The sequence below is a fragment of the Paenibacillus hubeiensis genome (assembly GCF_032334105.1).
GTDB classification, from domain to species: Bacteria; Bacillota; Bacilli; order Paenibacillales; family Paenibacillaceae; genus Paenibacillus; species Paenibacillus hubeiensis.
The window spans coordinates 625,109-649,867 of record NZ_JAVYAE020000002.1 but is presented as its reverse complement, the minus strand read 5'-3'; the positions used below and the strand labels follow the sequence as shown (position 1 = coordinate 649,867).

General features: G+C 45.8%; 22 protein-coding genes and 1 pseudogene. 3 read left to right on the top strand and 20 right to left on the bottom strand.

What is annotated here, in order from left to right; genetic code table 11:
- Positions 1-685 precede the first annotated feature (685 nt).
- Complete coding sequence (locus RSX24_RS09470; RefSeq protein WP_343260384.1) at positions 686-1,345, bottom strand: nitroreductase family protein; 660 nt, start codon at positions 1,343-1,345, stop codon at positions 686-688.
- 369 nt (positions 1,346-1,714) lie between these two features.
- Between RSX24_RS09470 and RSX24_RS09465 the strand changes: the two genes are divergently transcribed.
- Together RSX24_RS09465 and RSX24_RS09460 are read left to right on the top strand one after the other, a co-directional pair.
- Positions 1,715-2,056, top strand: a complete 342-nt coding sequence (locus RSX24_RS09465; protein WP_236412742.1) for a winged helix-turn-helix transcriptional regulator — start codon at positions 1,715-1,717, stop codon at positions 2,054-2,056.
- Between the two features lie 560 nt (positions 2,057-2,616).
- Positions 2,617-4,761, top strand: coding sequence for an MFS transporter (locus RSX24_RS09460; protein ID WP_236412741.1), 2,145 nt, complete (start codon positions 2,617-2,619; stop codon positions 4,759-4,761).
- A gap of 4 nt (positions 4,762-4,765) precedes the next feature.
- Here RSX24_RS09460 and RSX24_RS09455 read toward each other — a convergent pair whose 3' ends face one another.
- From RSX24_RS09455 to RSX24_RS09400, 12 genes are all read right to left on the bottom strand, one after another.
- Positions 4,766-5,275 (bottom strand): DUF4188 domain-containing protein, encoded by a 510-nt coding sequence (locus tag RSX24_RS09455; protein WP_236412740.1) that lies wholly within the window; start codon positions 5,273-5,275, stop codon positions 4,766-4,768.
- A gap of 6 nt (positions 5,276-5,281) precedes the next feature.
- Entirely contained in the window at positions 5,282-5,923 is a 642-nt protein-coding gene (locus tag RSX24_RS09450; protein WP_236412739.1) for a TetR/AcrR family transcriptional regulator, read from the bottom strand.
- A gap of 281 nt (positions 5,924-6,204) precedes the next feature.
- Positions 6,205-6,783 (bottom strand): hypothetical protein, encoded by a 579-nt coding sequence (locus RSX24_RS09445; RefSeq protein WP_236412738.1) that lies wholly within the window; start codon positions 6,781-6,783, stop codon positions 6,205-6,207.
- Positions 6,774-7,730 carry a 3-oxoacyl-[acyl-carrier-protein] synthase III C-terminal domain-containing protein gene (locus tag RSX24_RS09440; protein WP_343260383.1) on the bottom strand — a complete coding sequence of 319 codons (957 nt, stop codon included), beginning with the start codon at positions 7,728-7,730 and terminating at the stop codon, positions 6,774-6,776. The genes RSX24_RS09445 and RSX24_RS09440 overlap by 10 nt, the downstream gene beginning before the upstream one ends.
- Before the next feature lie 7 nt (positions 7,731-7,737).
- Complete coding sequence (locus tag RSX24_RS09435; protein WP_236412735.1) at positions 7,738-8,688, bottom strand: methyltransferase domain-containing protein; 951 nt, start codon at positions 8,686-8,688, stop codon at positions 7,738-7,740.
- 32 nt (positions 8,689-8,720) lie between these two features.
- Positions 8,721-9,533: an ABC transporter permease gene (locus RSX24_RS09430; RefSeq protein WP_236412734.1), complete on the bottom strand. Its 813-nt coding sequence runs from the start codon at positions 9,531-9,533 to the stop codon at positions 8,721-8,723.
- Positions 9,534-9,536: 3 nt separating this feature from the next.
- The gene (locus RSX24_RS09425; protein ID WP_236412733.1) at positions 9,537-10,343 is read right to left on the bottom strand and encodes an ABC transporter permease; all 807 of its coding nucleotides are present in this window, start codon (positions 10,341-10,343) and stop codon (positions 9,537-9,539) included.
- Entirely contained in the window at positions 10,340-11,329 is a 990-nt protein-coding gene (locus RSX24_RS09420; protein WP_236412732.1) for an ABC transporter ATP-binding protein, read from the bottom strand. The genes RSX24_RS09425 and RSX24_RS09420 overlap by 4 nt, the downstream gene beginning before the upstream one ends.
- 51 nt (positions 11,330-11,380) lie before the next feature.
- Positions 11,381-12,553 carry a radical SAM protein gene (locus RSX24_RS09415; protein ID WP_236412731.1) on the bottom strand — a complete coding sequence of 391 codons (1,173 nt, stop codon included), beginning with the start codon at positions 12,551-12,553 and terminating at the stop codon, positions 11,381-11,383.
- Positions 12,519-13,631 carry a glycosyltransferase family protein gene (locus RSX24_RS09410; RefSeq protein ID WP_236412730.1) on the bottom strand — a complete coding sequence of 371 codons (1,113 nt, stop codon included), beginning with the start codon at positions 13,629-13,631 and terminating at the stop codon, positions 12,519-12,521. Before RSX24_RS09410 ends, RSX24_RS09415 begins: the two co-directional genes overlap by 35 nt.
- A complete protein-coding gene (locus RSX24_RS09405; RefSeq protein WP_236412729.1) occupies positions 13,624-14,940 on the bottom strand; it encodes an ATP-grasp domain-containing protein in 1,317 nt (438 codons plus the stop codon). The genes RSX24_RS09410 and RSX24_RS09405 overlap by 8 nt, the downstream gene beginning before the upstream one ends.
- A 1-nt stretch (position 14,941) precedes the next feature.
- Positions 14,942-15,190 carry an acyl carrier protein gene (locus RSX24_RS09400; protein WP_236412728.1) on the bottom strand — a complete coding sequence of 83 codons (249 nt, stop codon included), beginning with the start codon at positions 15,188-15,190 and terminating at the stop codon, positions 14,942-14,944.
- A 118-nt stretch (positions 15,191-15,308) separates the two neighbouring features.
- Here RSX24_RS09400 and RSX24_RS09395 point away from each other — a divergent pair, with 118 nt between their 5' ends.
- Complete coding sequence (locus RSX24_RS09395) at positions 15,309-16,157, top strand: PIG-L deacetylase family protein (protein WP_343260382.1); 849 nt, start codon at positions 15,309-15,311, stop codon at positions 16,155-16,157.
- Here RSX24_RS09395 and RSX24_RS09390 read toward each other — a convergent pair.
- The 7 genes and pseudogenes from RSX24_RS09390 to RSX24_RS09360 form a co-directional block, all read right to left on the bottom strand.
- A complete protein-coding gene (locus tag RSX24_RS09390) occupies positions 16,129-16,377 on the bottom strand; it encodes an acyl carrier protein (RefSeq protein WP_236412965.1) in 249 nt (82 codons plus the stop codon). The two genes, RSX24_RS09395 and RSX24_RS09390, sit on opposite strands and share 29 nt — an antisense overlap.
- A gap of 20 nt (positions 16,378-16,397) precedes the next feature.
- A complete protein-coding gene (locus tag RSX24_RS09385; RefSeq protein WP_236412724.1) occupies positions 16,398-17,438 on the bottom strand; it encodes a hypothetical protein in 1,041 nt (346 codons plus the stop codon).
- A gap of 25 nt (positions 17,439-17,463) precedes the next feature.
- A complete protein-coding gene (locus tag RSX24_RS09380; RefSeq protein WP_236412723.1) occupies positions 17,464-19,041 on the bottom strand; it encodes a glycoside hydrolase family 32 protein in 1,578 nt (525 codons plus the stop codon).
- A 740-nt stretch (positions 19,042-19,781) separates the two neighbouring features.
- Positions 19,782-20,132 (bottom strand): VOC family protein, encoded by a 351-nt coding sequence (locus RSX24_RS09375; RefSeq protein WP_236412722.1) that lies wholly within the window; start codon positions 20,130-20,132, stop codon positions 19,782-19,784.
- A 623-nt stretch (positions 20,133-20,755) separates the two neighbouring features.
- Positions 20,756-21,816: pseudogene (locus tag RSX24_RS09370) on the bottom strand (GerAB/ArcD/ProY family transporter).
- Positions 21,817-21,875: 59 nt separating this feature from the next.
- Entirely contained in the window at positions 21,876-23,099 is a 1,224-nt protein-coding gene (locus RSX24_RS09365; protein WP_343260381.1) for a Ger(x)C family spore germination protein, read from the bottom strand.
- A 10-nt stretch (positions 23,100-23,109) separates the two neighbouring features.
- A complete protein-coding gene (locus tag RSX24_RS09360; RefSeq protein ID WP_343260380.1) occupies positions 23,110-24,729 on the bottom strand; it encodes a spore germination protein in 1,620 nt (539 codons plus the stop codon).
- Between the last annotated feature and the right edge of the window lie 30 nt (positions 24,730-24,759).

The window sequence follows — 24,759 nt, the reverse complement described above, 5'->3', positions numbered from 1 at the left end:
ATCGTCCCAGCGAGAAACACTAGTTTCTTGACTTCTCTTTTCTGCTATACTCAACCACGTAAATACTACCTGACATGTGAATGGATTATCGATTTGGTGTGAATGAATTCACACTTACATCAAGGAGTAATCTATGCCAACAAATACTTTCTTTCGTTTAGATGAAGCAAGGCGCGAGGAAATATCTAATAGCGTTATGCGTTATGCATTTTTTTGTTGAAAATCTTTATGAGGATATGACAGTAATAAAATTCCCTTTTCCAGCTTTTCCTTACCGACCATCTTTGATCGTTTTTTACAAGTCATAATGGACTCCGGTGGGAAAATCAACAAACTTCGACTTCTTAGCCTTTAGAGGATTCATCCCTAGCCCTATGTAAATATCTCCGGTGATTGTTGAATCCGTCGCCGCAATAAGTGATGGCCAGGATGATTGATCAGGAGGAGTTCCGAATATTTTCATTAATAGCAGTCCGAATGCTTTGGTCCCCTTCGGTGTGTTTCTTCCGTACTTGATCATCTTGGTCTTTTTCGGTTTCTTCACTGTGACTCCATGGTTGAATGTGACCGTTCCGAATTAATCCGAATACCCTAAAAAATGCACCTCCAATTGTTAGTTGTGTCTAACAATTGGGGATGCATTTCATATCCTTGGGTGTCTTTTATATTGCTTGAATGAATAATATCATGCCTTAGGTATTTCATTGAAGAAAGTGACATCTTCAATCGGTAATCTTACCGTTCGGTGTCCGGGCTTCGTCGCCTTACCGATGGCGATAAGCATAACAGGAGCGTATCTCTCTGGAATATCGAACGCCTCTACAAATTTAGTTTGGTCAAAGCCGCCCATAGGGACCGTATCATAGCCTTTAGCGCGGGCGACAAGCATAAGCTGCATGGATACCAACCCACTGTCAATAAGTACTTTTCGGAGAACATTTTCTTGAGACATGCCCGCGAACAGTCTTTGGTAGCGTTCCACGAATGATTTAGCTGTCTCTTCAGGCATGTAACCCGCATCGACCGCCATTCCATAAATTTTCTCGGCCAATGTGTATCCTTCCAAATCTCCGAGTACCGCAATGACTGCTGAAGCCTCAATCACTTGCTGCTGGCTGTTGGCGATAGGAAGCAGTTTTTGCTTCAGCTCCTGCGAGTCGATTACAAGGAACCTCCACGGCTGCAGATTGGCGCCTGACGGAGCCAACGTAGCTTGCTGCAAGATTTCTTTCATTTCCTCCCGTGGGATCATTACTTCAGTATCAAAGTAGCGTATGGACCGCCGATCTTGAATAATGTTAAAAAACGGCTGCTCCACCTTTTGGTTCGGTTGTACAAAAGACATTCTTCTCTCCTCCTCATACTCACTATCCTCAATTGAATCACAGTTAACAAACTCATTTACTCTGTAAGAAACAAGCCCTAAATTTCATTTCACTTTTCTTTGAAAGGATATCCGGAATCGATTAATTCCGGGAATAGCTTGCGGACACTAGAAGTGTCCAATTCCAAAATCAATATCTTTTAGTTCACATAGCCATACTCCTCCCTAAGCTTTATAAGACTAATTCTGCTTTAGTTAAACCACATAGCACTGCAGTAAAATAAGTCTTATTGTTACTATAAATTATTCAATATATAATCTAAAGTAGACACATTATTTTAATATAGCCTTATAAAGTAGACTAACTATATTATAGTAAGGAATGATTTTGTGGATATAAGCAAAGAGAACGAACTATGCCTCATCTCCATTTGCGAAGCTTTAGAGGTTGTTCGCGGAAAATGGTCTATTTTGGTACTTACCTTACTTAGTTTGGGTCCGCAGCGATTTAATCAAATGCGAAGAAATTTAGACAACGTCAGCATCAAGTCTTTAACGGATGCCCTGCGTCATTTGGAGCAGCATGAAGTAATCAACCGCCAGGTGTTGCCCACCTCACCTGTCACCGTTGAGTATTCGCTAACGGATAAAGGAAGGGCATACACACCCGTACTTCGGGAATTGCGCATATGGGGTGAGACCTGGGGGAGAGAAACGTCTGAAGCACGTTGATGATCGCGAACCCTCCTTAGGTTAAGCTGTTCCATAACTTCTCTAACCGGACTGCCGCTAATCTAATATGAATTGCATTCATCGATATTTACACTGTGGCCACGAAAAAACACCTTCAAGAAAATGCAACCATGTCGTAAGGTATGGACATCATCTTGGAGGTGTTTTTCATTTAATTAGGTTACATATCAGCATCAACTCATGCTTGGATCTTAGCCGCGGTAACCACTCACTCTCATGCAAATATATGCCACCAAGCGGGGGTTGTCCTCTTGTGGGAGATTGGGAAACATCAACTATTCATTTTGGTAACTTCTAACCGTCAGTAGAATGGTATTTAGTTCACTATCTTGCATTATTCAGTACCGCATGCTATTATTCTTTCTGTACTACTGAATAATGAACAATAGCTTGATTTGCGATCTATTTCCAACCTTGACCGGGCCGTGATCTCTTTATTCATTGACAAGAAAACACTCAGAAAACGGCTGTCAAAGTTTCCTCTTCCACGTATCTCTCCCCTTCCGTCGGGATGGAAAGGAGCTATTTTTGGAGTTTCTATGGTTACGTTGTTCATTTGTTTAGTGCAAGCTTTCTATTACCTTGGGTCACGAGGGGTTCAGGACTACTTCGTTGGTACAATATTATCGATTCTGGCCGTTCTTGGACTCACGGGTCTTATTGCAGGCGTGTTGCATTGGGCTAAAAAAATGCCTTCTCGGTATATTTGGTTCCTGCTGGCATCTATTGGTTTACTGTATCTCAGTTTTTTAGGACCCATACCGTTAACGTTATCCATTCTTTTATGCATCCTCTTCTCCTTTTCTTTACTTGGAGCCTTGCTTTATCGATTCATAAAGGGTTCGTATCGCAAAGCTGCAAGGTGGGTAAAAGTAACAGCAAGTTCAGGGATTGCTGCGGTGTTTATTTTCATTTGTGTACTGGGATATTGGCTCACTTGTGGAGGTTTTGCCGAGTTAGAGGTTCAGTATCCTTTACAAACCGTCAAGACTGCGGACAATTACTCAAACTCCGTGGCCAATCCGGCTGAACCTGGTACATTTCGTGTAAATTCAGTGACCTATGCAAGTAATCCTACGTATCGCAAAGATCTTGATACCCAAGGTCGTCTAACGACAAAGACTGTGGATGGATCGGCATTTGTAGGAAATTGGTCTTCCAGACGTACGAACACCTTTGGGTTCGGTCCAGAAGCGATGCCGCTGAATGGCACGGTTTGGTATCCTGAAGGCGACGGCCCCTTCCCGCTTGTCCTTGTTGTACATGGTAACCATCTTGCGACTGAGTTCTCTGATCCCGGATATGCCTATTTGGGAAAATTACTGGCAAGTCGTGGATATATCTTAGCTTCGATCGATGAGAATTTTCTGAATATTTCTCCGTACGATGATCTGTTTATTTTAGATGGATTGGAGGGTGAAAACCGTGCACGAGGTTGGTTACTGCTCGAACATTTAAAAACATGGGAGTCATGGAATGCTTCTGAAGGAAATCCGTTCCATGGCAAAGTAGATATGCAGCATATTGCACTGATGGGACATTCCCGTGGGGGTGAGGCCATCACTACGGCAGCCGCGTACAACGAAATGACAACATATCCTGAAGATGCAACCATCAAGTTTGATTACCATTTTAATATTCAATCCCTTGTCTCGATCGCAGGTACCGACATGCAGTACCAACCGGGCGGACAACCCATCGAGCTTCATGATATCAACTATTTGTCCCTACATGGCTCCCACGATATGGACATCAATTCGTTCGTTGGAGCGAATCAGTATTTTCGTACACGCTTTACTGAAAATAGTCATTATTTCAAATCATATGTGTACATATACGGTGCAAATCATGGACAATTCAACACGGTTTGGAGCAGATCCGATGCTGCCGGGATCGGAAACATGTTATTTAATAACTCCGAGATCCTTCCTGGTGAACAACAAATTCAAGCTGCAGAAGTATTGATTTCGTCCTTTTTGGAAGCCACATTGAGGAACAATCATTCGTATCGGACGGTATTTCAAGATCTAGGATACGCCAAGGAATGGTTGCCCGAAACGATGTATATCAGCAATTATTGGGACGGAAACACGACCACCCTCACTAATTATGAAGAAGATTCCGATCCGGGGACAACCACGTTACCCGGCGGGCGTTTGGAAGGAGACTCCCTAAAGGTCTGGAAAGAAGACAAAGTAAAGATGGAACTGTCGGATGAACAGTATAGCGCGGTTTTCTTAGAGTGGGATAACAGATCGGCTTCCTCCACTCCTGTATATAAGGTCATATTGCCGGATTCGGGGATCGATATATCTGACACAAGTACTCTTGTTTTTTCCATCGCTAACCATGATACCGGGCAAGAAGCTCATGAAGCAGACACTTTAGTCGACCTAACGATCTCCGTTGAAGATGAAACTGGAAACGTGAGTCGCTTGCCACTTAGCAATTTTTCACCCCTTCTCCCCATGTTCGAAGGTGTTCTTGCCAAGCGGCCGTTAGGATTCTTCCAAACGATTAAGGAACCGATTTTTCAAAACTTTGCTTTCGATATGAATGATTTTATTAAAGCCAACACCAATTTAGTGCCCGAACGGATCCGCAAGATTAGTTTTATTTTTGACCAGACCACCAAAGGTAATATCTTAATGAAAGACATCGGTATTCGGAATGATAAAAAATAAATGACTATGGATTTGGAGGTGTAGGCACAGCGGGTTCTCCATCGCGGCCAAGCCGCCGGCTTGCCGTTTCTCTACGACCCGTTGCCGGGACGTGAGTTCCCGCTTTTGCCAAACCAAACGTCGGCATATTGTTGTACATGCATTCATATTGCCCTTCTGGGACCAGATAGGTTTCGTGAAAAATACCTACATCTCCTCCTGTTCCAATTTTGCGGTTGAAATCCCTCCATGCCTTCAAATGGTTAGCTCCGTGTCGGGCATAGTGCTCCAAGTGTTCAAAGCTTCTCCAATATTGAATGAGTGTAAGTCCCCGTCCAGAAAAGTGATAGGAACCTTCCATGAACCCGAGCTCCTCTTTGTTCCGGTACAGTTCCTGAAGCATCGGGGACATGGCATTCATAACAGGCAGCCATTTATGTACCGCCCACCACTTGTTAATCCGAAAACCAATCACGAACACAACGAAGGAACCCTCCATATGTGCGGTATACCGACCTGCAATCACGTTACCCATGCTTATTCACTCCTTCTCCTTTATTTCAAGCAAACCCATATGCGTTTCATAGAAGCGACCGATATCCGTAGAATTGTACAATTGAGCCGTCAGGAACGCACCATAAAAAATGGTGAAACAGATCTGTACAGCTTGTTCCAAGGTAAGAGTGTAATGGAGCTTCCCAGCTTGCTGTTCATCCCTCATGAACTGTTCGAATAAAACAAACATATTAGGCGATTGACTTCCTGCTTCCTCTTGGCCCGGAAAGAGCAGCGATACTTCAGCCCGACTCAGCTCAGGCATGCAAGGCTGCATGTTCTGTTCTGCGAGAAAAGAGATCAAACTCGGCATCATTCCCGGTCTTAATTGATACTCCTTAGCGACCTCGGACAGCAAATGGCGGAATGCATGAAATCCTTTTTTACCTTCCTGTTCGATTTCGATTATCCGTTCAGTGAGCCAAACCCGCATAAAATAAATAAGGAGATCCTCTTTACGTTGATAAAACTTGAAAAAAGTGACCTTGGATATTTCAGCTCTCTTGCAGATATCCTCAATCATGACCTGGCTGAACATCCGATCCTTCATTAAGGATAATCCCGCTTCATACAGCGCAATTTTGTTCTTGGCTTTTTTTAATTCCCTTAATGGGATATCCCGGCTCATAGCGATTGCACCTCCTTAATATTAACCACAGTAAATAAATTAACACGAGTTAATTTATTTTGTCAATGTGGCTAAATAGACAAAAAAATACCCCTTACATCGTTATACAGATGCAGGGGTACGGCCTAGTGTAAATCATTTTTTATCCTACTTGGACTCATTAAATAAATCGCCAAGGCCCGATGTCTGTGATTCGGCGCCCAAACCGCATGGTTCAATAATTAAGCACGAGTTCTTACGGAAACCGGACGCATTTCAAATGGCTGCTCGCGCGCTGGGAATTATGTTCGTCGCAACTTTAATTGGCTTGCGCCGAAGACTCCTGCATCGAACGTGATAACTTCCATTTCCAGATCGCTTGTAAACTCCGATTGGTGCAGCCCAAGCTTTAGAATCGGTTCAACTGCGCTTTTCACTCCAACTCTAACTCGGCTGCCCGGAAGTTTACGGCAGCTTTCAACTCGATAATCACCGGCCATAGTTGATACACCGATCAGTGCGCTCATACTAAAGCAACCCCCTTGCTTGTCCATATGATCTGGAATGAACGAATCTGCAATAACGCAAAGAGCATGATTTTTTGTACCGCTACTGAACATCCAGTCTAATACTGTTAATGCATTAGAGAGAGATAGGCTGCCGGACTGCCCGACGCAGATGGGCATAACCCCACTTAACCCTAATTCTTGTCTCAGTTTAGCACAGCTATTAACACCAGTTTCAAAGTCCGTCTGATGACAGTAACAGAGCAAGTCAATTCCTGCGATCCATTCCCTATTCGCTTCAATTAGATCGGTTATCCGTCCCCATGGCATATCTACCCCCCACGCTTTTTCTGCATGATGAAATGTCAAATACATAACTCGTTCACCTTCTTACCATACCGATGAATCGCACAACCGTAATAGCCACCGAAGCCAATCGAAACCGTCATATACAAGTCCCCTTCCTTCAAAAAACCTGAACGGATAGCGTGATCGATATTATTTAGGATATCGGTGTTGTGAATATGTCCGTCCTTGGAGAGGGTTAGATTGTAGAAACGTTCCAGGGGCACCTTCAGCACTTGAGCCAACATACTCCATACGTGCATCCCCAAATTGGTGCAAAAGATCAAGGCGATCTGACCAATGTGAATACCGCACTCGCTTAATGCTGCTCTCACTGCCTGTCTGACCCCTAAATAAAACGTTGAGTAATATAATTGGATACGATCTGGATCCAAATCGTATACCAGGCCGTCGACTCTCATTGCCGAAGCAATTGTCTGCTGTCCTTGACGCTGCCCCTTCATGTATAAGGCAGCACTCGCGCCGTCACCGAACACCATGAACGTATCGCTCCGTTCATAAGAATTCATAGCCCTGTCGGCAGTGATGAACAAAATTCCTTCACCTTGCTGATGCGGGACCATGAAGTAGTTCGACGCCAGGTACAACGATAAATGCATCGTGGAACAGGCATATTCCTCCAAGGGGATGAATGGGACAGCCTCAAGGGAAAATTCATCGGCTAGGGAATCAAAAAGATTCCGTTCCCCGTTTTCATTATTCGTTACACTAGCAAACATAACCGCCGCGATCTTTACATTCATTTGCAAAGCCCGGCGTAGAATTGGCCTACACACAGTGGCAATCATCTGTTCCAAATCAAGTTCCTCTTCTATAGGAACCAGCTCAAAGCCTTTGTTCAAGTATTCCGAATCGCTATTTCGAAATTTAACGCCGTCAGCCTTCACCTGCTGAATCGCTTCCTTGACATGGATACGTGACTTCGGGAGATAGACGGAATAGTCGACGATTGTCACGTTATACTCATACATTGTGATGAACCCGCTTACGGAAATGCATGATCTTGTACTGGCGTGCCCCACTTTTCATTTCATCGTACAAGGGCGTGCCGGGCACACCCATTGTGTGCCAAATCGCAGTGTCCATCTGATCTTCAGATCCAAAAGCGGCTATGCGATTCTTTTGAACCTGATCACTTGAAAGCATAACTTCCCCCGTGATATCGCGTGATATAAGCAGCTCGAAGCCCAGTTCAAGCAAATATCGTTCACCATCGTTAAACTTCCAGGTCGGCAAATCGTCCGCATAAATGAAAGTCCCGCCCGGCTTCAGCACCCGAAAGACCTCGTCATAGAAGGACTTAATCGATGGGTATAGATCAGACGCTTCCATGTTGAGGACCATGTCACAACATGACGAGCCGATAGGGAGCCTCTCGGCGTCCCCGATACAAAAATAAGCATTTGGGTGTCGGTTAGTCCATTGACAAAATGCAATATTGGCTTCAGTGAGATCTAAGCCAACGACGCTTCTTACACCATAACTTCGACAAAGCTCTCGCACGCTTCCGCCCCTGCCACAGGCTACCTCCAAGATGTTCGCATCCTCGAGATTCAGACCATCCAAACATTCCTGCAGAAGCCGGATAGAGTTTCGATTGACACTAGCCGGAGCCTGACTGCTATTCGAGGCGAACCCCCAATTAATAAATGTCGAGAAACGGGACAAGCCACTCTCGTTCAGGGATTGATTGTAGGCAGTGAACATTTCCATGACACCCTTCTTTAAGGCAGCAGAATCCCTGCTGTCATGTCCCTGTAGTTCACCCAGCATAAATGGAACACCGCCATCACCTATGGAGTAACTGACCGTACAGTCCAGGCACAGCAGCTCTTGATCCGCTTCTTGCAGTTCTGACTTGCAATAGGGACATACTAGGACGATGCCGGTTACCGGCCAACGAATCATATGCATGACATGCCTCCTTAATTAAAGTTTGTTTTCCCTCAACCGCTTGCACTGTTATAACTACGTATTGCCCGACTCCAAACGAAGCGAACGATTAGAAGGAGCACGATTGGTACGGTGACGCCCCATACCGCTAAAGCAGGTGTCAACTGATCCATCACCATCATAGGGGCAAAATTTGTAATGACAAGAAAGGGCAACACGTACACGCCGACTCGTTGGATAAAGCGTGAATAGATCGGCATTGGCATATTATTGGCGTCCCAGATGGAATAGAAAATCCCCGCCAGCCCTCCCGTATTAACAAGCCAGAAGGATAACAAGGCTGGTATAAACATGAGGCAGTAAGTAATGATCAACGCTGTCCCCAAGTATAATGAAAATGCGAGCAAATTCCATGCGGTTACCGGGATGCTTAATGCATTCCAACTGATCACAACCATCGTTCCACCCGCGAAGAAATTCGGAATCGGCATCCCGAGATCGATATATCGAAGCGAAACCAAAAACTGTAGGGAAATCGGTTTAACCATAAGCAGATCCAAAGTCCCGTTGCGTATATACTCGGGTATCCGGACGAAATTAGGAAAAAACAGGCCAGAATAGAGCCCTGTCATAATCGTGTATGTACCGACAAACATCAAGATGCCATCTGGCGTGATCGATCCGATATGCAAGTCCGTCTCATAGACTACTACGACGTAAAGCAGCTTTGCAAACAAGTAAGCGAGCTCCACGGCAATCCCGAGTATGAAGTTCGTCCGGTATTCCATTTGAGCAATAAAGCAGTTCTTAATGAACAAAAAGTAAATCATCAAGTAATTTCGAAGCGTCCCCAGCCATCCTCTCACCGGTCAGCCCCCCAATCCGAGATACTTCTTCATTCCGGCGCGCCATACGAGACGCGAAAAGGCCACCAGCGCGATCATCCAGAAAAATTGCATCCCAATTCCTTGTACTGCCTCATCCATGGACAATCTGCCGTTAATAACATTCGCAGGAAAATGGATCGTATACTTGAATGGCAAGTAGTCTAGAATCGTATTTATGGTCTTACCAAACACCTCAATCGGAAAGACGCCACCACTTAAAATGATGACAAAAAGGCCGGTCATTTCAAAAAAATAGGAGATTTCAGACAGTATAAAGGCAACAGCCGCGAGCGTATAGGAGATGAGAAAGTTTAACAACAAAGACATGACCATCGACACTGTAAAGAGTAAAACGTGTGTCAACGGAATCCGTATACTATAAGTTCCGGTCAAGTAAACGAGTGTAAACAGCAAGATACATAGCATGACTGAAAAAAAGAAAATCTTTTGCCCCAGCATCGTGAATAGCTTTAGAGCGAAAAAACTGACCGGTTGAACCAAATATTTATTCAACCCACCATCCTTGATCTCGGTGGCCACGTTTTGGCCTATATCCGTTGTCACAATTTTCGTCACGATGGCTGCCGTAATTGTGTATAAAATCATTTGGCCGTAGGTGTATCCGAAAAACTCCGATTCTGATCTTCCGTAGACCGCTGACCAAATATAATATTGGATCAGAATCGGAAAGAATGCACTGATCAAGGAAAAGAGAAAGTCAAGTCTATATTCGAGCGAAGACTGAACGCCTAACTGGAACACGCGCACGTATTTGGGAAAGGCTCTCATCCGGATACCCGATCATCCCGCTGATACAAGGATACAACTACTTCCTCGATGGGAATATCTTCGATCGTAATATCTTCAACCGGGTAGTGCGCAAGCAAATCCCTGGAAGCCATGCTAATGCGGTCCTTACTTATCTCCAGCGTGGCCTGAAATCCGTCCGCTTGGCGCACCTTCCCGTACAACTGCAGCTGTCCAGCCGCTACGTATTGCTTAAATTTCAACTGTATAATTTTCGTGTCGTTCAAGACATCGTCGATTCGCTTCAGATCCCCATCGAAGACAAGCCTGCCATCATTGATAATAATCGTCCGCTTGCACAGATCCTCAATGTCCTTCATGTAATGACTTGTCAAAATAATCGTTGTCTTGTGCTGTTCATTGTAATACTTCAAAAACTCCCGTACCTTTTTCTGTGTAACAATATCGAGCCCGATCGTCGGCTCATCCAGGAAAAGCAACCTCGGTTTATGAATAAGCGATGCAAGGAGCTCCATCTTCATACGCTCACCTAGTGATAAACGCCTTACCTGAACATTCATAATGTGCTTGACGTCCAGCAGTTCGATCAGTTCGTTCAGTGTTTGTTTGTAATGCCGATCTTCAACCTGATAGATATATTTGTTTAGCAAAATGGATTCCGCCGCAGGCAAGTCAGCCCATAGTTGGCTCTTCTGCCCCATTACGATAGCGAACTGCTTTTTGAATTCCTTATTTCGCTCGTAAGGCTTGAAGCCCAGTACGATAAGCTCGCCGCTAGTTGGATGTAAAATACCGGAGAGCATTTTCAGCGTCGTCGTTTTGCCTGCCCCATTAGGCCCGAGGAAGGCAACCATCTCCCCCTCTTCGATCGAAAAGGAGATATTTTTCACCGCTTCCTTGGTCAAGCTTTGTCGATAAAAGAGATTTTTAATGGAATGAAGCATCCCTACTTCTTTTGTGTAATAGGTGAAGTTTTTAACTAACTGCATCACATGGATCGCTGTCAATTGCGTTCCCCCTTAACAAATAAAATGAACTTAGAAGGTGACCAAGAACGTTTACCGGCCGTAATGATAGAGCAACCCGCAACGGGAACAGACCGGCATCAGTCCACAAGCTAATACCTCGCGGTGTTTGGCGAAATTCTCCCCGTGCCAAACCTCCTTGACATCCACATCGCGGATGTTGCCGACCGCCATCTCAGGAAAGAACTTGCAAGGAGTGACGCTCCCGCTTGGCAAAACGTCCATACGGGTGGAGATCGCTAAGCATTCTTTCTTATTCATCCCAGTTATTTGGACGCCATTGATAAAATCCTCTATCTCGTCTTGCTCTAACGCAGGCAAAAAGCGAACCCTGCTTCCCCATGTGTGCTCAGAGACGCGGCGAACCTCCTCCTTGAGCGCACCCACCTTGTCGCCAGAAAGGCGATAAGTGAATGAATGCCAACTGCAGCCGCCCTGACGGATTGGATCCATCCAGTCAAACTCCCTGATGAAGAAGTCGTCCATCTCCGATGCCGACTCCGGTGCGATATACCACGGGTATACAAAGTACACCGAGTCCACGCCAAGCTCCTCGAAGAACTTCATAAAATCAAACATTTTTGGAATCATGAGATCATTCATCGTCAAGCTGACCGATACTCTGCCCTTAAAAATGCCCTTCCGCTGCAACTCCAGCAGACGTTCTATGGCACTGACCACCTTCTTGTAGGTCCCTCTGCCCCGAATCGCGTCGTTCTCAGCCTCGAAGCCTTCCAGGCTGGCTAGCACGACAAGTCCCTCACCGATCTTGAGCAGTGAATCTAACTTTTCCTCCAGAAGAATCGCGTTTGTACAAATCGTCGTCGTCCGCTGATCGCGTTCCAGCAGACTCGCAATCTCATCGAACTTGCTATGGTATAACGGCTCTCCGCCCCAAAGATAAACTTTCGATTTCTTCTCATGGGTAAAGGCAAGGAGTTTATCGACCAACGCGACATCGATTTCTTTACCTTGCTCCTCCTTGGACATGTCCCAGTGAAAGCCGTCCGCGTTCCACTCGTAGCAATGCTTGCAACGCAAGTTGCATCCGTTGTTCAGCTTGATCCCGATATCTTCCGGGATCTCCATAGCATAGCGACTATCGGTAGCTCGAAGCCGACTGACCCGGGACATATTCATAATGGTACGTTTCAGGTCGTTAAACACACGCTCATCGAACTTCCGAGTCGTTTTTGGCTGCATCATTTACACCTCCATAAGTTTTGCAATACTCGCGGGCGTTTAGTAGGTTACCATGAGCCCGTTCCAATATTTCAATGTCGAATCCCTGCGTTTTCCAATCCTCAAAGAAAACGCCGAAGCCTTGCTTAATCCAATAATCAGCATTGGCTGTTTCGTGCCTTCCAAAGGGCTCTAGAAAAACCATAGGCGTCGCAGCGGCGAATGATTCCATCAAGGAATAGCCACCCGGCTTACTGATAACGGCTGCGCATCGTCGTATTCGTTCAAATAGCAGGGGAACAGTTCCGCTGTCTAAGTAAATGGGCATCTCTCCATGTTGAATCTTAGCCATTGGAGGAAAACCGAATTTCCCCAGTCTATTCCTCAGCCACGGGCTCCACGTGGGGTCGTTCCGATAGTAGCAAATGCGGGCATCAGGCTGGATATCCTCGTCAAAATAAGCCACAACATCCAGCTCCATACCGCCTTCAAGCAGGTCTCGAACAGCCTGCGGGTAAGTCCCGATTCCCCAGCCGCCACCATGAGCCACCATCCTCTTTTCCCGCTGGCGAAACGGGATCGGTGCTTCGTCCGTCATCGGAAGTTGTAATTCAAAGCGCTTCTTGGTCGGTTCGTAAAACCAAATATGGTTATAGCGCTCGCTTCGAGATCCATAGACCAAATAAGATGGCGAAAGCGAAGCATCGAGATGGAGCATGTCGACATCGAGCTGAGTTCCAACAAACCGTTCATATTGTTCCAAAATCGGGATCCAGAACCCAGTTAACGCAACGAACGACGTCCGGCGCTTACGGGACCAATCTTCCAGCAGTAGCTGTACCTTAACGGGATCCAGGCAATCCGAAATATCGCGAGCCAATTCCACACTCTTTCGGGCGATGGCGAAATTATCATGAAAGGCCTTACGATAAGCCGGCACCTTATTCTTGACACCGTCGAGATATACATTTTCGAGCACACAGACTTCGTTCGAAATGCCAGAACGGTCCAAGTGAATGCCTAGCTGCACGGCGGGCATGTACACACCTAGTGAGTTACCGGATCCGAGTATAGTGACACAAGGCTTTAGATGACTATCCATACCATTTGCCTCCCTGGACTTCAAAACGTTCCCTTACCCTGGCGATCAAACTTTTCTGCTCCTGCACATCTCGCGCGATAACAAACAGATAGAGCCTGCCCTTGATGAAACTGCCTTCACTTAACTTCTGTGGGTAATCCGATTCACCATAGCCAGCAAACAAACACGCCGGGGAAAGCGGGACGATGCCCTCGCCGGTATCATTAGGGTATAAAATGCCGTCAGACTTCAGCTGCCGCAACCACTGCCCGTAATCGAATCGGTGTCGACTACCTACCGATCGAAACGTAAATATTCCGTGCTCCCCATTATCGAGCCGCCGACCCAGATAATGGCTGATCAATCCCATCGATTGACGAGCGTTGATCTCTACAATCGGTACCAGTGTGCCGTCCTTCAGTATCATAGAGTCAACGCAAACATGGCCGAAGTAACCATCTTTATACAGCGAGGAAGCAAGCTTCTCTATAACATCAAAATAACCGTTCTGTATAAGCGAATCGACATGCGCCTCCTCCATCTCTTGCGATCCCATGTACGCAAACTGTCGGTTGAGGATTCGTTGCAGGCCGACGATCCGAAAAGACCCGAATGCATCAATCGAGAATTGACAAGAAAAATCATATTCCACATCAAGGAACGGCTCAACGAGAAAAGCCGTCGAGGACCCGTTTTGCTCTTGTTTACGCAAGTAGCAGACTACACGCTCCAGGGAAGCCAAGGTTTTAAAAAGCATGTTGCCTTTACCAGCCACGCCAAAGGGATCCTTGATCAGTACTCCCTCCGTCCGCTCCAAAATCCCCCGTCCTGCTGCAGCCAATTCATCCGCGCTGAACACAGGTTGGCTGTAAGAGCTACCAAGCAGTCTTTTAGCAAGATCGGCAGAATACAACTTGGAATTCACCCGTCTAACGTCTGTGAGCGCGGGCAGCCTGCTTGAATAGTTGTACCTGTCGATCAGTTCATGGACGTAAGGTACAACCGAAAAGGGAGTCAGTTCGCGGAACCGTTTCAACCGCTCGTCGGTCTCCGGAACTTCGTACAGAGCGCGAAATAGATTTGACTCATGGATTGGGACACCCGCGCTAAGCTGTGTAAAACGAAAGCCGATGTGCGCCAAATAATCCTTGTGCGCCTCATCCATCGCAAAACGGGTCAACAGTGTATCCTCCGGGCCGCATAAGGAAACCAACAATTCATCCATAGCCATTACGATCCGCGACCGCGACGGATCAGGAATAAAGGGCAACCTACTGTTCCCTTCTTCACGCCAATAGGTTTCCGAATCAAAGGTGCCGGCAAACAACATACTACCCGACCTCTTGATTCATGCCGTTCAGGAATGCCATAAAGGCACCTATTGAGCGCAGGCAAGTCAGGTCCAGGTCCTCGTATACGATCTCCACCCCGAAAGCATCTTCAACGCCGAGAATAAACGTTATCATCTGAAGGGAATCTAATTCGACGTCGTTAATCAGGTCGCTCTCCAGTGTGAGAGTTTCACGAAGTGAGTCATCCTCGCGCACAGTTGCAATGATATTTTTTAATGTTTCAAACATAAACGTCATCCTTTCAACTAGTTTTAGACTCGAATGTGTATAATTTTCACACAGTTAATTTAAATAAATGGTATAATAGTTATATATTTCAATTAATGTCACAAGGAGGATTTCAACCTTGAATCACCAATACCTGTTTGTTTCCGCCCATCTGGATGATGCTATTATTTCTTGCGGCGATTATATCGATTCGCTTGTTCGTGCTGGCCATCATGTGACCGTAGCAACTGTTTTCACTGGTGCTGGCACAGATCTATCCCTACTTGCTCGCATTCTGCACAAAAAGTTTGGGCTCAGCTCCGACGTGATGAAAGTACGCCGGGAAGAGGACGTTAGTGCATGCGACCTACTCGGTGTAGACACGATTCATTTGGACCTGCAGGAATGTATCTATCGCAAGGATACCAGCGGAGCCCCCTCATATAAAAAGCTGGACGATTTGTTCCATAGTGACTACGAGACTGAGCAGGACGTGATTTCTGAGGCAACAAAGGTGCTTTCAACGCGCCTCTGTCTTACAGACTACGACCATATTTATATTCCGCTTGCAATCGGAAGACATGTGGATCACGGCATCGTGCGGATTGCGGCCGAACAAGCTGTACGACGTATTAGTGATTCGGAAGTCTCTGCCCGTTTGATTTACTACGAAGATCTGCCGTATTTAAACTATGGTCAAGATATGCAATGGGAAATTGATTTAGCGCAGAACTTACATCCGGTCTACATTTCGCTCCCCAAATGCAGTTTGAAGCAGAAGACGGCCGCTATTCTGGCATACCGCTCCCAGATCCGTCTATTATGGCACTCCCGGCGGGGGATGCTTAAACAAGTGATTCAACATGCCCGTTCGTGCCGCCCGCCAGGGCTTCAGCTCGATCCAAACACATACTGCTTCCGTCTGCATGCTATGAGTGTACCTGACCAAGTACCGCTTGCTACACGCGTTCCTGGGAACTTTGTATAAGCTCAGCCAGATCGCCAACTGTTAGATGACTGTCTGTCATGTTCCCTACCAGTTCGTCCGGCAGCTCGAGCCCGAATTCGGTTTCGAGCTCCACGACGAATGTAATCAACTGCATAGAATCCATTTGGATCCATACCTCTTTAAGTAGCGTATTATCGTTTATTCGTTGTTTGTCGTAGTCAGATAGTTTCTGATGAATAAGGTTTTGGATGCGTTCCACACATGGTTGATTTTCCAATTTCAGACCACCCCCTCTTTGCCCGTTGGATTCATGTTTGACACGAGGCTCAAGTTGCGGATCATAAGTTCCATTGCCTCACGCTCACAGGCTTGAATACGCCTAATTAGCACTTCCACTTTCATGAGGTTATCCTTGTTTTTCGTTAGAGAATATTTGATGATCAAGTTTCGCGCCATAAGAGCATCGTCGGCAATCGACTGATAGCAAACCTTGAGCTGCTTACCTTCCTCTAGAAGACCAGCTTGATCCATGAAGTCAATTCGCTCCAACATCAAGATTTTGTGATCATAGATGACCTGAAACGGGCGTCTATCTTCCGCATTTTGTCCAGTGCGTATGCGGTTCGTCTCCAAAATCAGCTCCTCATAAACATTAATCCCCCACACACATGGATTTGTCATATAACCCAACTCCCTGTATTTGTCGGAGGGACTTCCACCATTCAAAAAGTCCTCAAGTTGCTCGATAACATAGTTTAGATTAAAGTCATACGCAGCTCGGTCGTTGTACTGTAACAGAGAAAGACCTCCCTTCCCCGCATACAGCCAATCTCCATCGTTATCGATTCCCTCGTAGGCGCGCTTCATTTGCTCAAATGTGATTTCTGCAAACGAGTATTTACTATTAAACGTAAAGTCGGCGATATGAAATATCCCCCGCTCCTCGTCATAACCAAAAATAAATGAATCATGTGAGAAAAAATCTTTAGTATCCAAAAACTGTGATTGATCTAGAAGCACATAAATATAGTTATTCATGTCAATACAGTCCATCAAAAAAGTGCATATATCCTTGTTGAAGTGCCGGATCAACTGACGACTTAAATGTTGGCGAAGAAACCAAGGACAAAATTCAAAGGAGGGAGTGCGGTAGAAGTCCACGTAAGTGCTTCCCTTATTCAAGGTGAGTTGGAGCGGAATGAAATGTGTCATAATCCATGGTTTAGCCTGTGAGTAATTGGCTAAGACGGCAAACATATTTGCCTGCCACTGCCACGAGGTTATAGCCGGATACTTCATCGGTAATATATTGGATCGCAATTAGGCACCCCCTTGGGTAAAGAATTTAATTTTCCCAAATGCTTGCCAGATCATTGATTTGAAGTGACACGACCTTTAGTTCTCCGCCAAGAGCATAGAGTTCTAGCCCCCTACTTTCCAAGTCGGGGAAAATCATGTCTGAAACGATTGTTTTTCCTTTATTGCCGAAGACCTCTACACTAGACCAATCCACGTAAATGCTCAACTGTATCTGTTCATGCTCTGACTTCATAAAGGCCTTGTGTTTTGCAGCAAAATCGGGATGAAAATCAATAGCGTTCGACTTCGTCCGATCGACAAACAACTCCTCATTCAAGACATTATATCCAATGATCGTCTCCTGATTGGAAGACTTTCGCACCTTGAACCCAAATTCTACGGCAGTACCGATTTCAAATTCCGCAATAATTTCTGCCTTTACAGCAGAAATATCTGACAAGACGTTGCTGCCTGGCTTAATCGTCAAGTCTTTCAGTGATAAAATCGGTTTCCTTAGTTGGCTTAACTCACTTATAGGTGCTTGAATTAAACGGAGCCCCTCCGAACAACTCTTAAGTTGTATCTCCCGGGGAATGGACATGTTGCCACGCCATTCCTTTGAAGGAAGAGTGGAAGCATACCGCCAATTGTTCATCCATCCAATCCATATCTTTCGTCCGTCCTCGTTCGGAATGCCATCCCAGGTCACGGCCGCGTAAAAGTCAGATCCGTAATCGATCCATCTGATAGCATCCAAAGATTCCAATGTTTCATCTGGTGTGAATGACTTACCGTCAAAGCTCCCTATGAAATACATCATGCCAGAACCGCCAGCCGGTGGCTCTGGATCCTTTGGATTCACACCATTTCGATCCCCGACACTTAGCGTCAGAATCCACTTCGTAATACTGGGATCCTCAGCTACTTGGATTCGAAATACATCGGGACACTCAAATACCCCACGGTGAATACCCGGAATATCGGAACCGAACTCGCTTGCAAAAGACCATTCCTTAAGATTTGAGGACGTGTAAAATTCGACACGGTCTCTTACAGCAAGAACCATTATCCACATTGAGGATTCATCATGCCAGAATACCTTCGGATCACGAAAATCTAGCGTTTTCATTGGGAATAAAACCGGGTTGCCTTCATATTTTGTCCAGGTTCGACCTTTATCCCTGCTGTAAGCGATGCTTTGTACCTGCGGTTTTCCTGGCTGAGCACTGTTGCCATCATTAGTATAGATAGCAACTAATCCTGATCCATCCTTGTTGAAAAATCCACTTGTATTGTTTTTGTCCACCACCGCACTCCCCGAGAAGATCGCTCCATCTTCTTCAGGAAAAATAGCCGGTGGAAGTTCCTCCCAATGCACTAAATCCTTGCTTACCGCATGCCCCCAATGCATTTTGCCAAAGTCAGGCTGGGTATCATGAGGTGTATGTTGGTAGAAAAGGTGATATTCTCCTTCATAGTAAACCATGCCGTTAGGATCGTTCATCCAATTTTCCTTCGGCGAATAATGTAATTGGGGCCTGTATTTATTTTCGCAAAAACTATTCTCTGGTTCTTTTCTGCCACTCATCTCACCCGATAAATGAATTTTCTTAATGTTATTCACTCTCCTTTTAGGTTATTTAGGATCTTATTGGAATGCGTGCTGGTAACTTCTTAGTGTACCTGAAATATGCATCCCTTATTAACAAAATAATCCATCTTCGTGCATTTGTCAAAATATTTTTTTACTTAAATATATATATTTTTGGTTATATGATTCATTTTATTTTTACATTTGCACAAAATTCTATCAATCCACTCGAAAATGACCAGTTTTATTTAAGATGAGCTAATTACCCTTCTTTATTTTGTAAACCAAATGTTCATCCCAGATGTTCATTAAAGCGCTGTCAAATTACATTTTTTATTGAATTTTATTTGATTCATCAAATTATGTTGTTAAAATTATTATTTCTAAGCTATTAGCATACCGTTTGGAGTGGTTATATAAATTCAGGCGGAGTCTATCCAACGTTTTATTGAACCAAAACGAGACATTTCATTCAGAGGCTTTAACTTCACCGGTTTTTATTTAGATCCCCACCTAATCGGCAATCAGACTATGTTCTTGTTCTTTCCGGCAATAGAACTTGTACCGATAACATAAATAAGCCGCTAAAATAGCGACTTTAATGGGAATATGTTCTTGTACCTCGACATCTTTGGTCGAGATACCTGCTAATCTCATTTCAATAGTCTGCATCTACACTTCTACCGGGTAGTCAGTTCCCAGCAGCTTTCAATGGGCAATCTTTTTGTCATCCGACACGTTTATATCATGCAACTATTTTCTCAATTTATTATTTAAAGATGGATAAGAATATTGATAAGTTTCCCGAATGGGTCTCTAACAAAAAAACGCCGAACTCCCCATGGCTCCTCAGTTGGTCCATACTCAATTGGAATTCCTGCTTCTTTTATACGACTTAACGCATCATCAAGATCATCAACCTCAATTGACAGATCAGGCACAGGTGTTCCAGAGCCTCCTTCTAATAGAAAACTAACCTGAGTGTCCATTTTCTCGTTCGAACCGTATGTTGTAATAAATCCCATATCCATTAATTGATGAAGTCCAAGGATTTCCCCGTAAAAATACGAGGCTTTGGAAATGTCTTGCGCTTCAACATTTGCAACAATTCGTTTGACCTTCATTTTTCATCCTCCTAAAGTTTTGATATCTAATCATAAAGGCGATTGAAAAACTGAAATATATACGTAACACCAACTGGGGACAATTTCAGTTTGGGGCGAGCTAAGCGGTAATGTTTAAATTTAAACATATTCTGCAGCAACAGTCCAAGAAAGCGGCATAGGGATTATCGGCAAGTTCAAAAGGTAGCAAACACCGCTGACAACATGCCTTTTAAAAGGTTCATTATTGGGCCCGAACGGGCCATATTTTTGAGTGGATTTAAATAAGACCTACATTTTGTTGTTATTATGTAAAATACAATGGGTTCATAGATTGATTTTTCACAAAAAAGCTAGCCAATGTATATCATCGGCCAGCCTCTCTTTCATTGAACCATTAATATTATGAGACACAGGTACACTGTAACCCGAACCTCTTTTTCCTTTTACGATAATGGTATATGTTCCCGATAGATTTGTCTTTACACTAAGGCAGCTGAATTCAATCCGATGCCAACTCGTTTCCCGGCTGAATAATTCAGTCGTTTACCGCTCGCGTTATGGAGCTTCCTGATCGCTCTCTAAAAGACAACGTATAACGTAAACTCCGGACACCTAATTCATTGTGGAGTACATTGACCGCATTAGCCGGAAGTCTTTTTCTTGTTCTTGCGGAGCAGCATCGTCAAGAACAGGAGGAGCGGAAGCGCAACCTGGAAGATCGGCCAGATTCTATTCAAGGCCACATGGAGACCGAACCATACAAATTCGGTAAATCGGGGTGAAATAAACGTCAGACCGTATATGATAATGCTCAGGAAAAGGAGGGCAGGCTTGTATCTGAAAGGGGTGACCGTTTGCATGCCGATGACGGCACCGAACAAAAACCCCGCCGTTTTGATCCCGATTCCAATAAACAATATCATGGTAAACAGGACGTCTGCCCGTTCAAACACCTTGGGCACCTGTATAAGCTGCGTTACCTCGAATAACGGATAGGTGCTGGATGCAGCCAACTCCGGGCCCAGCACAAGGATGGAAAGCTCATTAACGACTATAAGGAAAATGGCCGTAATCCAGTATACGATAACGATCCACCGCTTCAGCTTACGTTTATCCGCAATAAGTTTAAACAGAGTTAAGAAAAGTACCGTCTGCCCGAAGGGAAAGGACATAATTTCGGGTATGGCTGCCTTCACTACGGGCATGAAGCCGTTCTCCAACACGGGAAAAAAAATTCAAAATGCAAAAGCCCCGTAAAAGGAATCAGCAGCATAATACTGCCATAACCCAAAACCATGAGCAGCACCCATATATGGCAAAGAAGAAACCAGACTCTTGGACCGAACCGCACCACATCGGCGCAGACGATTAACGCAATTAAAGTAACGATCCCGGTTGGGGTTCTGTTCAGCAATGTCAAGGTTCCGAGCTCCCCCATATCCCTGATCGTTCGGGATGACTCATATGTAAAGTAACCGATGAACCCGAGTCCCGCCAGACTTCCCATCCATCTTCCCCAATAATGGCGGAACATCTCGAATAAATCCAGCTCCGGTTCAAGGCGGTGAATGGTCAGGTACATCAGCAGCAGAATGAAGCCGGCGATGGCCCCGATCATCATGGCCAGCCACGCATCCTGCTTTGCATCGCCTCCCAATAGGAATAGTGTTGTACTGCCAACCTGAAACAAAGAGAAGGCCATGACCAATCCGGATACACGGGTAACGGTTTTACTCATCCTTTTTCGCTCCTCCAACAAGGTTAGGATTTGCTCCCGATATGCTTCTGCAGAAGCCCCGGGCGCCGAATTTGCGCATCCACCCGAACATCCAATTCCATCTTTTTAAATTCCCGCCCCCACTCGCTTTTCACTGTTTTCCACTCCTTCGGGTATTTGCGATGAATCCGGTCAGCGAATCCCGCTGCGTCCACGCCAAGCTCTTGAAGCCTGGTCCAGCCTTCTTGAATCGTCCGTTCAACTTCTTTTTCGATCTCCGTTTCCATCTCATGGATGGTCTTCATTTTGGAGATATCTTTGTCGCATGTGGTTTCGATCAGTCCCCCGGTAAGTTTGACCGCAATCTCCATCGTGTAATGGAATCCGGTTTTGCGGGGGGTTAATTTGACTTTGGCGTTGTCTGCCCTGAACGACGTGTACATCTCGGACTGGTCGCCGCAAGGGAAACTAATTTGGGTATTCTTCACCTTTTGCGCCAAATAAGATAAGCCCAAACTTTCATCCCTGTTCAGGAATCCTTTGAGTTTTCCTTCATGAAACAACGCCAATTTGGTTAGAGTCAGCCTGAGCGGAGTTGAGGTCTTTTTGAAGACATCCATATTTTCGGCTTCCTCTTCGTTTTTGCGGGTTACCTCCCCGGTCAATTCGGCAACCGGCACTCCAATGGACTTGGAATCGGAATTCATGCTTAAAGCGAAATCATAAATCCTTGTTTTAGGAAAGACGGACAGGATATCGCTTTCCTTATCGATCAAATCAGCCATCCCGGCACCAGGGAGCTTTTCGGGCGGCATGAGTTTTTTCAAAGTATCTGAAGCAGACCCCTCCGTCACGACCAAAGCTACCATTTCCCTAGCCTCGGTATTGCGCAGGTAAAAATCGATCAGACGGTCCATGCCTGCCTCCGCCGCTCTTTTTCCAACATACACCACGCGATTATGCGAAATGTAGATCCGTCGCGATGTCTCCAGATTGCTGTTCGACAAAGCCTGATTATAGGTTTTTCCTTTTACCGAAATGACATGTGATGCGAGTTGGGAAGGTCCTCCAGATCCTCCTCCGGTTCCGCTTGCAATGGCCGACGGGATAATGACCTGATAGGATACCATCCACGAGCCATCCTCCATCATATCAAGTCCCGTTGCTGAAGTTACCCACAGCTCGTTGAGCTCGATCCGGTTCCAACAGCCCGTTAAACCGAACAAGGCAGCCAGGACCATAATAAACCTGCCGAATTGATGCAACATCCGTTCCTCCTTATGCCATTGGGTCCCGACCGTGTTCCCCCGCCTGTTCCGCATAGGATTCCTGTTCCGTGGCCTGCCTTACCGGATTGACGTCGCCAATCATCACCGGCCGTTTTTTCATCTTCCACCAAGGCGCTCGTACAAACAGGTCTTTCATGTTGCTCCTATTGAACGGTGCGAGCGGCATCATGTAAGGAACGCCGAACGACTCCAACGCTACCAAACGAACGAGAATAGGTACAAGCCCTGCCAATACGCCATATAATCCAAAAGAGCCGGCCAACAGCATCAGCACAAATCGGAGCAAGCGGATGGAGCCGGCCATGTTGATGGCAGGCAGCACAAAGTTCGAGATGGCGGTGAATGATACCACGATAACCATGGCAGCGGACACCAGCCCTGCCTGGACAGCGGCTTGTCCAAGCACCAACGCCCCAACGATGGAGATGGCCGGCCCGATCGCCCGCGGCATTCGGACTCCGGCTTCGCGGATGACCTCGAAAGTCAGCTCCATAATGATGGCTTCGAACAGTGTCGGCAGAGGCGTGGCCTCGCGCTGCGCGGCCAAACTGATCAGCAGCGTGGTCGGCAGCATCTCCTGGTGAAACGTCGTGGTTGCAATGTAAACCGAAGGCAGCAGCAAGGCCAGGAAAAAGGCAGCCATCCGAATCACTCGAAGAAAGCTTGCGAGATCGTACCGCTGGTAATAGTCCTCGCTTGATACGATAAATCGAAAAAAGGTAATAGGGGCTATGAGCACAAATGGAGTCCCGTCAACCATTATGGCGACCTGGCCTTCAAGCAAGCCGCCCGCTACGGCATCGGGACGTTCGGTGTTATTCAGGGTGGGAAACGGTGTCCACACCCCATCCTGGATGAACTCCTCGATATATCCACTCTCAAGGATGCTGTCGGTATCGATGGAATCCAATCGTTTGGAAATTTCCTGAACCACATCCGGATCCGCGATTCCCTGAATATATACGACCGATACCCTTGTCTGCGTATAGGCACCCAAGCTGCGGGATTCAATACGGAGCTCGGTCGATTTGATCTTTCTTCGAAGGAGCGCGATATTGGTAGAAATATCTTCGGTAAATCCCTCTTTGGGTCCCCTCAGCACCGTCTGGGACGTCGGCTCCTCGACCGACCTTTTAGATCCTCCGCTGATCGAGACGGCAAAAGCCCTGGAGCTTCCTTCGATGATGAAGGCCACCTCTCCGTTCAGAATGGCATCAATCAAGCCTTGATCGTTGTTGATGCAGGTTACACTCCCTATGGTGATATGATCCTTCAGCCACGTTACGTCATGCAGGTCGGAGATGGCTTCATTTCGGATATCATTAGCGAGATCTTCCACTATTCTCGTAAGAAGCTGCTGATCGATCAGGCCTTCGATGTAACCTACGGCCAAGGACGGGTTGCCATGGCGGTTATTCCAGCTGCGAAGAACAAAATCAGAGCTATGTCCCATTCGCTGATTCAGCATGGTCATATTGTCTTTAAGTGCACAGCTTAGCGGCTTCGATACGTCCGGCGTTTGCCGTCGATCGTTCGAACCACGCTTTCCACCACTGCTATGGGGGCGTTCCGGCTGTTTAAACAGCCATTTTTTCAACTTCTGAATCACGGAATACGCCTCCTTCTGGCTGGCGGTTAG